We start from the raw sequence: 7,783 nt of genomic DNA, 5'->3' as shown, positions 1-7,783 counted from the left end.
GCTTGAATACCCACCACGGCGGCAGTTTCTACAAATTTAATAAGCCTGAGGAGGCCCACCGCTTGGTGGGCCGGTTTGAATGGATCTTCACACCGAAACACGCGTTCTGGCTGAATATGGCGGAGTTAGATTTCAGCGCGCTCTCTCGGCAGTGTCTGGATCGACGCATCCCGACGATTAATACACTTCGCTCAGAGGTGGAAATCTGGGTAGATGAGCGACAGCACCAGAGAGTCCAACTGGAGTGGCAATTCTCCATCAAAACGGCCAGAACCAAATTCAAACGCCATTATGATAAAATCAGAATTAATTGAACGCTGTAATCAGTCGTAATCCACCGACAGCACTTCAAACTTGGCCGTTCCCTTGGGCAACTGCACGGTAATCTTATCGCCCTCGCGTTTGCCTGCCAGTGCCTGACCGAAGGGGCTGGCGTCGCTGACCCGGCCCTTGGGTACATCCACCTCGTAGGTGCCGACGAGTTCAAACTGGCGCTCGTTTCCCTTTTCGTCCTTGACCTTGATCTTGGCACCCAGGCCCGCGCCCTTGCTGGCGTCGCCCGCGATAATCTGGGCGCGTTCCAGTTGGTTCTCGATCTCCATAATGCGGGCCTCGTTCTCACTTTGCTGCATGCGGGCCTCGTCATAGGCGGCACTTTCGCGCAGGTCCCCGTCGGCAATGGCCGTGCCCATGTACTCCGAAATCTGCTCGCGGCGTACGGTTTTCAGGGTGTGCAATGTTTCGGCCAGCTTGTCGTAGCCGCGCTGGGTCATGGTGATGCGTTCCTGAGTCATAGACCTTGCAGTATAGGCCGCTTCCGCCAAAACCTGCCATCAGGGTTTGGTAAAGGGCATCTTCAGTGCCAGCGCCCCCCGCGCGTCTAGGCTGCGCCCATGACCCGTTATGACGATGACCGCGAAATAGAGGGCGAGGTGCAGGACGAGGGCACCAGCCCCGAGATCCTTCAGGACAAGATGGTGGCCGAGGACGTGCTGCGCCAGGACACTAGGCAGGACCGCAAGAACCCCAACGATCAGCCGGGCTTCATGGACGGCGTTCAGGGCGACTGGGACGGCGAGGACCGCCAGGGCGATCCCAACAACCTGACCGGCGGCGATCTGGGGGGCGAGGAACACGGCGGCGAGGGCAGGGCACGCAGCGGCGGCGTGGACGGTGGCCCGGCGCGCGATCACCCGCTGCCCGGCGACAGGAAGTAAGAGTCAAGCAGGAAGGCGGCGGCCCCGATTGAACTTTCGGGGCTGCCGCCTTTCCTCTCCTCAGCGCCGCTCCACTCCTGTATCTAATGCCGCCGCCAGGGCCTGCTGCGCCCGCTTCTGGGTATCCTCGATCTCCACTTCAACCTGTTCGCCGCTTTCCAAGTCCATCACGAAATGGTCGCCGTCCAGCCGCACGCGTGACAGGATCTGCTCCTCGCCCTCTGGCCGGGTGGCGGCGCGCAGTTCCACATAACGGCGCATGGGGGTGCGGATGACCTTGGGGGCCAGGATTTCTTCCACCTGAAAGATACCCCCGGAGTTGTTCATAGTCACGCTGATCAGCACCGGGGTGGCGCGCCCGCGCTCGATCACCACCTCATCCACGGCCAGTGCGCTGATCGAGTGGATGTCCACGCTGCCCAGCGAAAAGGCCTTGCGCCCGCGTCCCTTGGTGATGTCGGTGCCGTCGGCCACGGCGGTGATGCCCCCTTCCAGTGTCAGCGGCGGCGGGTTCAGATCGTGGCAGTTGACCGCACCCAGGATAAAGGAGCGAACCTTGGCCCGCTTGAACGGATCGGCGTACAGCGGTCCCATGATCCGCTCCAGAATGGGCAGTGCCAGCGCCACGCCGTGCTGCTCGTGCGAGACGCGGTGAATCTGGTTGCCGATGTCGTGCAGCATGGTCCCCAGGATCACGGCCAGATACACGTCGTCGGCGTCGCCCACCCCCGAGTCCATGATGTCGGGCTTGACGCCGCCTTCCAGCAGTAGCTCGGTGATCGCCAGGCTGGCGGCCCCGGTGATAAAGGAATGCACCCGCCCGTGATCGTTGTAGCCCAGCTTGCGCATGGTGATGTAGTTCGCCATGTCCCAGTGGGCCAGCGCTTCCGGGTCAGTCGCCAGGGCGATGTAGGCCGCCAGCGCGCGGGGAAAGTGTTGCAGATCGTCGCGGATGGCGGCGTCCGCCTCCTGAATCAGCTTGGAGCGCGGAGTGGTGAATTCAACGACGCGGCCATTGACAGCGGCAGTGGCCTCGGTGGTCAGGGAAGGTTCAGCTTGTACCCCGGCGACGTCCTGCACGTTACCCGCCTGGACGCTCAGCTTGAATTTCTGATCGGCCCGCCGCGACAGTTTCTGGTTGGGGCGCGCGGCGTCACTCACCCTGGAAATCTGCCTTGCGCTTGTTCAGAAAAGCGTCCACGCCCTCGCCGAAGTCCTTGGTGGCGACCAGCAGGCCAAACAGATCCGCCTCGACTTCCAGTCCAGCGTCCAACGTGGTGTCCAGGCCCCGGCGCACGGCTTCCTTGACCAGCGAAAGGGCGATCGGGCCGTTCTTTAAAATTGCTTCGGCCACCTCGCGCGCCTTGCTCAGGGCGTCGTCGGCCACGTAGTTGACCAGGCCCATGCCAAAGGCCTCGGCGGCCTCTACCTGGCGGGCGGTGAGCATCAGGTCCAATGCCCTGCCCGCCCCGATCAGACGGGGCAGGCGCTGTGTGCCGCCGAAACCCGGCAGCAGGCCCAGTGTCACCTCGGGCAGGCCCAGCTTGGCGTGGGTAGCAGCCACGCGGATGTCGCAGGCCAGCGCCAGTTCCAGCCCGCCGCCCAGCGCAAAGCCGTTAATAGCGGCAATCACCGGAATGGGCAGCGTGGCGATCTGGTGCATCACGTCCTGCCCGGCCAGCGACAGCTCGCGCCCCGCGTACACGCCGTCCAGCGTCTTGAACTCGGCGATGTCGGCCCCCGCCACAAAGGCCCGGTCCCCGCCGCCGGTGATGATCAGTGCGCCCACCTCGGCGTCCTCCACGATCAGGTCCACCGCCGCGCTGATCTCGCCCAGGGTCTCGGCGTTCAGGGCGTTGAGCGCCTTGGGCCGGTTGACCGTCAGGACCGCAATCGGGCCGTGGCGGTCGATCCGCACATTCTCGAATTCCATTTCGTCCAACTGCGTATCCGGCTGCGTCATGCCCCCACTCTGACACGGCGGACCGGGCGAGGACCGCGCCCTGGCTCCGATTCGCTGGCGTCAGATGGGCTGCCACCACAGGACCGAGATCAGAAATGAAGAAATTTTCACATGCCAAGGAATAGAGAGCGAGCCAGGGTTACCAAGGGTGCCCGCATGAGCTGAGATTGCAGAGCCGCAGCGCGAATCACCTCATGAGAATCTTCCAGTCCCGCCGAGTGGAATGACTGGCCAGCAATTCCGCAATATGGCCAGTTGTGGCTATGGAATGTCATTCCTGAGCAATGGAACGGAGAATAATGTGTTCACTGAACCCTCATGTCAGGTGTTACAATTATGAATTAAATCACTTCTGATCGAAAAGGCAAGGTAGAAAGTTGCCGGTTTCACAATGTACTCATCTCCTGTGCCTACGGTGGTTCTTAGGAAACAGGAGGACTGTTCTGTATTCATGCTTCTAACTCTGCTCAGCTTCTAAGGAGACCTGCACATGCGTAAATCCCTTATTCTTATCTCCACTCTCGCTCTGAGCCTTGGCGTCGCTGGCGCACAGGATACTGCGCCTGTCACCAGCCCCGTTCCGGTCACCATTACTGACGTGCCTGCCGGGCACTGGGCCAAGGACGCCGTGGACCGTATTGTCCAGTGTGGCCTGATCCAGGGCTTCCCTGACGGCACCTTCCGCGGCAACGAGAACCTGACCCGTTACCAGGCTGCCCTGATCTTCTACCGTCTTCTTCAGACCGGCGCGCTGAGCACCTGCGGTATGAACCAGCAGGATATGACCATCGTGGTCAACGGCATGCAGGAAGTTAGCACCGAGATGGCCGCTATCGCGGGCCGCTTGACTGATCTGGAGAAGCTGAACGCTGATCAGCAGGCGCGTATCGACGCCCTGGAAGCCAAGATCAACGAGATGGGCAGCGCCGCTTCTGGTGACGCCGATACCGCCGCGCTGATCGCCCGCATCGACGTGCTGGAAGCCGCCGTGCAGAATATCCCGGCTGGTCCCGTTGGCCCCGCCGGTCCCGTCGGTCCGGCTGGTCCCGTCGGTCCTGCCGGAGTTGCTGGCGTTGCGGGCACGACCACCACGGTCACCCCTGCGCCCATCACCCCCGTCATGCCTGCACCCAGCACCACCGTCGTGATCGGCGAACCCAGCACCGACATGAGCATGGCCAGCGCCAAGTCGCTGTACGCCGGGATCAGTGGCGGAGTTCACTTCGTGGACGCCACCAACCCATGCCTTAACAAGGCCCAGAAGGGCAACCCGCCCATCAACCTCTGCGTGACGGCGGGCGCGATTATCGGTTCGACCAGCGTCTTCGGTCCTATTGGCGCGCGTGTGGCTGCCGAGTATCAGCCCGGTTACAACGCCATTCACGCCGATGTGAACGCGACCTACAACATCAACGCGGGCAATCTGCACCCCTACGTGGGCGCGGGCCTGGGTCTGACCAGCAGCCAGTCTCGTACCGGTGCCACGAACGCCAACGCGACTGACACCTATGTCAACGCGCTGGTGGGCCTGGACTTCCGCATCACCGACAGCATCGCCGCTTTCGTTGAAGGCAACGGCCGCTACTACCTGAGCAACAAGGGCTACGGTACGGGCCTGAGCAATGCCCGTACGGACGGCACCGGCGGCAACAGGTACGACGGCGTTACCAACGTGGCCACTGTCAAGAATACCAAGGGCTTCGGCGGCGCGGTCAAGGCTGGCCTGAAGTTCTACTTCTAAACCTCTCCCTGAGTTTTTGAAGCTGGCCTCCTAAATGGGAGGCCAGTTTTTTGCCTTCTCAGACCATGCGCTAACGAAGTTTCAGTCCCGCACGGCCAGGCTGTCGGACGCTCCCTTGTCCTGGCTTTACTGGAATGGCGTTCGCGGTCCTGCCTTGCAGACTGCCCCAGAGGCTGGAAGGCGCAAGCAACCTCGTGTTCTTCATCCTATTCAACATTTAAGATGGGTCACCCTCCTGGCGGGTGTGGACAGCAACGCGCACGCCCAGAGGGAGTGACGCTCCACCCAATATCGTCTTCCATTTCCTGGCCGCAACGGCGCTAGACTGCTTTTCATGCGCCTCGTTTCCTTTATCCAGGTGCTGCTGCTGCTGGCCATCCTGGCTTACCTGAGCCTGTTCACGCTGGAAAACCCGGTGCCAGCGCGTCTGCCCCTGCCTTTTGGGCGCGGCGAGCTGTCGCTGTCGGTGGGCATGACGGTCGCGCTGTTCGCGCTGATCGGTGCGGCCTATGCGGCGCTGCTGCTGTTGCCACCGGTCTGGCGCGGGCGCCTGAGCCTGCGCCGCGAACGCCGTGAGCGCCGCGCGGTGGAAGAACGGCTGACCGCCACCCTGCAAGCCCGGCTGGGGGCCATTCCCACGGCGGTCCCGGCGGTCAGTCTTTTGCCCGGACCCGATCTGCCCACCCCCGGAGAGGAGCCGTCCGCATGAAGGTGGTGACTCCAGCGGCCCTGCCCGCTGCCCAGTGGGTGCTGGCCCCACCCGCCAGCCGCGAGGCATTGCTGTCGGTGATGCGGCAATGGCGCGTGTCACCTCCGCTAGCGCAAGTGCTGCACGGACGCGGCCTGACCCCGGCGCTGCTGGACCCGCCGCTGGTCCTGACCCCCAATCCGGCGCTGCGCGAGGCGGCCCGGCGCATCGTGGGCGCGGTCCAGCAGAAGAAGCGTATCCGCATTCACGGCGACTATGACGCCGATGGTGTCAGCGCCACTGCTGTGCTAGTGCTTGGGCTGCGGGCGCTGGGCGCGAATGTCCACGGCTTCATTCCACACCGTCTGAACGAGGGCTACGGCGTTCACCCCGACAAGGTCCCCGAGCACGCCGAAAGCTGCGATCTGCTGGTCACGGTGGACTGCGGTGTCAGCAACGTGCAGGAGGTGGCCGCGCTGCTGGAACTGGGCACCGAGGTGATTGTCACCGATCACCACACGCCAGGGAACGATTTCCCGGCGGCGCTGGTGGTGCATCCCAACCTGACCGATGGCTATGACCCGGCCCTGTACAACCTGACCGGCGCGGGGGTGGCCTACCACCTGCTGTGGGCCATCCACGCCGAGCTGGGGCTGGACGAGCCGCGTCCCCTGACCGCCCTGGCGACGCTGGGCACGGTGGCGGACGTGGCCCCGTTGATCGGCGAGAACCGCGCCCTGGTGCGCGCCGGGCTGGCGGCACTGGCGGACACCGAACTGCCCGGCCTGCGCGCCCTGCTGGATTCCGGGCGGGTGCGCTGTCCCACCGCGCGCGATGTGGCCTTTGTCCTCGCGCCGAGAATCAACGCTGCCGGGCGGCTGGGCGAGGCCGATATCGCGCTGGAGTTGCTGATTACCCCCAGCCGCCACGAGGCCATGCGGCTGGCCGAATACCTGGAAATCCGCAATCTGGAGCGGCGCAAGTTGCAGGACGAGATGTTCGCCCAGGCGCTACAGATCGCCGATCCGGGCGAACCCGCGCTGGTGGTCACGCACCCCGACTGGCACGCGGGCGTGATGGGCATCGTGGCCAGCAAACTGGTGGACGCGTTCCACAAGCCCGTGTTTATCGTCGCGCAGGGCAAGGGTTCGGTCCGCAGCACGCCGGGCATCAGCGCCGTGAACGGCCTGACGTACAGCAAGGACCTGCTCAAGCGCTACGGCGGCCACACCGGCGCGGCGGGCTTCTCGCTGGACGAGGCGCAGTTCGGGGCCTTTCGCGAGCGCATCCACGCCTACGTGCGGCAGTTTCCGTCCCCTGTGCCGCGCGTGCGGCTGGACGCGGCGCTGCCCACGCTGGGCGCGACGCTGGAACTGGTAGACGGGGCCAGCACCTTCGAGCCGTTTGGTGAGGGCCACCCCCCCCCGCTGTGGCATGTGCGCGATGGCTTGACCGACACGCGGCTGGTGGGCAAGCGCGGGGACAGCCTGCAATTCCGCATCGGGGCGCTGCGCGGCATCAAGCACGGTGAACACGATGCCGCAGCCGGTGAGCGGGACCTGGCCACCGGGCTGGTGGTCAGCGAGTGGCGCGGGCAGACCCGGCTGGAATACCATGCCCAGGCGCTGCGCCCGCCCGCCCAGGTGTCGTTGGATCTGACTGTCCCTGCCGGGCTGGACCTGCCCCGCCTGAACCCGAAGGACGCCATGCAGCGCCTGACCGCCGGAGCCAGCGCCTATGCCACGCCAGCGGTGGCCGCCTATCTGGGTGACAACGTGCCGGGCGTCCGGCTGCTGGAGGCGGGCGATACCTATCCCGGTGGCGAGCTGATCCTGTACGCCCTGCCCGCCGAGGACGACCTGCGCCGCTGGTTGCTGGGGAGTAGTGTGGTGGCCTTTGCATTGGGGCCGAAGACCCTGTCTGAACTGGAAGGCGCGCTGACCCGTCACCACCTGAGCGCCCCGCCCGCCAACCCGCTGGCCGACGCCACAGCGGACGAGGTGCATATGGCCCACGCCGCCGATGCCTACCGCCGCTGGCAGTGGGCGCACCACCACCGCACGCTGGACGACGCGGGCTGGACGGCCTCGGTGTACGCCATGCTGGGTCTGGACCTGTCGGTTGAGGGGCCGAGTGGAGAAACGGCAGAGCTGGCGATACGAGACTGAGGCGCT

Annotated in this window: 7 protein-coding genes and 1 pseudogene; 5 read left to right on the top strand and 3 right to left on the bottom strand. The window is 64.5% G+C overall.

The genetic code is table 11. The features are described from left to right. Window positions 1-314: pseudogene (locus tag Q322_RS0111490) on the top strand (IS630-like element ISMth1 family transposase); the annotation flags it as partial. 9 nt (window positions 315-323) lie between these two features. On the opposite strand, the gene Q322_RS0111485 reads toward Q322_RS0111490, so the two are convergent. Continuing rightward, entirely contained in the window at window positions 324-794 is a 471-nt protein-coding gene (locus Q322_RS0111485; RefSeq protein WP_029478055.1) for a transcription elongation factor GreA, read from the bottom strand. Window positions 795-893: 99 nt separating this feature from the next. Here Q322_RS0111485 and Q322_RS0111480 point away from each other — a divergent pair, with 99 nt between their 5' ends. Further along, window positions 894-1,217 carry a hypothetical protein gene (locus tag Q322_RS0111480; protein WP_029478054.1) on the top strand — a complete coding sequence of 108 codons (324 nt, stop codon included), beginning with the start codon at window positions 894-896 and terminating at the stop codon, window positions 1,215-1,217. Between the two features lie 60 nt (window positions 1,218-1,277). Here the strand turns inward: Q322_RS0111480 and Q322_RS0111475 are convergent, their stop codons facing one another. Together Q322_RS0111475 and Q322_RS0111470 are read right to left on the bottom strand one after the other, a co-directional pair. Next, window positions 1,278-2,378 (bottom strand): phosphohydrolase, encoded by a 1,101-nt coding sequence (locus tag Q322_RS0111475; RefSeq protein ID WP_051668471.1) that lies wholly within the window; start codon window positions 2,376-2,378, stop codon window positions 1,278-1,280. Continuing rightward, complete coding sequence (locus tag Q322_RS0111470; protein WP_029478052.1) at window positions 2,371-3,180, bottom strand: enoyl-CoA hydratase/isomerase family protein; 810 nt, start codon at window positions 3,178-3,180, stop codon at window positions 2,371-2,373. The genes Q322_RS0111475 and Q322_RS0111470 overlap by 8 nt, the downstream gene beginning before the upstream one ends. A gap of 490 nt (window positions 3,181-3,670) precedes the next feature. Between Q322_RS0111470 and Q322_RS0111465 the strand changes: the two genes are divergently transcribed. From Q322_RS0111465 to Q322_RS0111455, 3 genes are all read left to right on the top strand, one after another. Further along, entirely contained in the window at window positions 3,671-4,921 is a 1,251-nt protein-coding gene (locus tag Q322_RS0111465; RefSeq protein ID WP_029478051.1) for an S-layer homology domain-containing protein, read from the top strand. Between the two features lie 334 nt (window positions 4,922-5,255). Further along, window positions 5,256-5,630 carry a lipopolysaccharide assembly protein LapA domain-containing protein gene (locus tag Q322_RS0111460; RefSeq protein WP_029478050.1) on the top strand — a complete coding sequence of 125 codons (375 nt, stop codon included), beginning with the start codon at window positions 5,256-5,258 and terminating at the stop codon, window positions 5,628-5,630. Beyond that, entirely contained in the window at window positions 5,627-7,777 is a 2,151-nt protein-coding gene (locus Q322_RS0111455) for a single-stranded-DNA-specific exonuclease RecJ (protein ID WP_029478049.1), read from the top strand. Before Q322_RS0111460 ends, Q322_RS0111455 begins: the two co-directional genes overlap by 4 nt. Window positions 7,778-7,783 lie beyond the last annotated feature (6 nt).

Source organism: Deinococcus frigens DSM 12807, assembly GCF_000701425.1.
GTDB classification, from domain to species: Bacteria; Deinococcota; Deinococci; order Deinococcales; family Deinococcaceae; genus Deinococcus; species Deinococcus frigens.
This window is presented reverse-complemented; position numbering and strand designations above follow the sequence as displayed.

Excerpts from the sequence above, each read along its gene's own strand:
- Q322_RS0111485 (WP_029478055.1), bottom strand. The coding sequence starts at position 794 with ATGACTCAGGAACGCATCACCATGACCCAGCGCGGCTACGACAAGCTG.
- Q322_RS0111465 (WP_029478051.1), top strand. The coding sequence starts at position 3,671 with ATGCGTAAATCCCTTATTCTTATCTCCACTCTCGCTCTGAGCCTTGGC.
- Q322_RS0111455 (WP_029478049.1), top strand. The coding sequence starts at position 5,627 with ATGAAGGTGGTGACTCCAGCGGCCCTGCCCGCTGCCCAGTGGGTGCTG.
- Q322_RS0111480 (WP_029478054.1), top strand. The coding sequence starts at position 894 with ATGACCCGTTATGACGATGACCGCGAAATAGAGGGCGAGGTGCAGGAC.
- Q322_RS0111470 (WP_029478052.1), bottom strand. The coding sequence starts at position 3,180 with ATGACGCAGCCGGATACGCAGTTGGACGAAATGGAATTCGAGAATGTG.
- Q322_RS0111460 (WP_029478050.1), top strand. The coding sequence starts at position 5,256 with ATGCGCCTCGTTTCCTTTATCCAGGTGCTGCTGCTGCTGGCCATCCTG.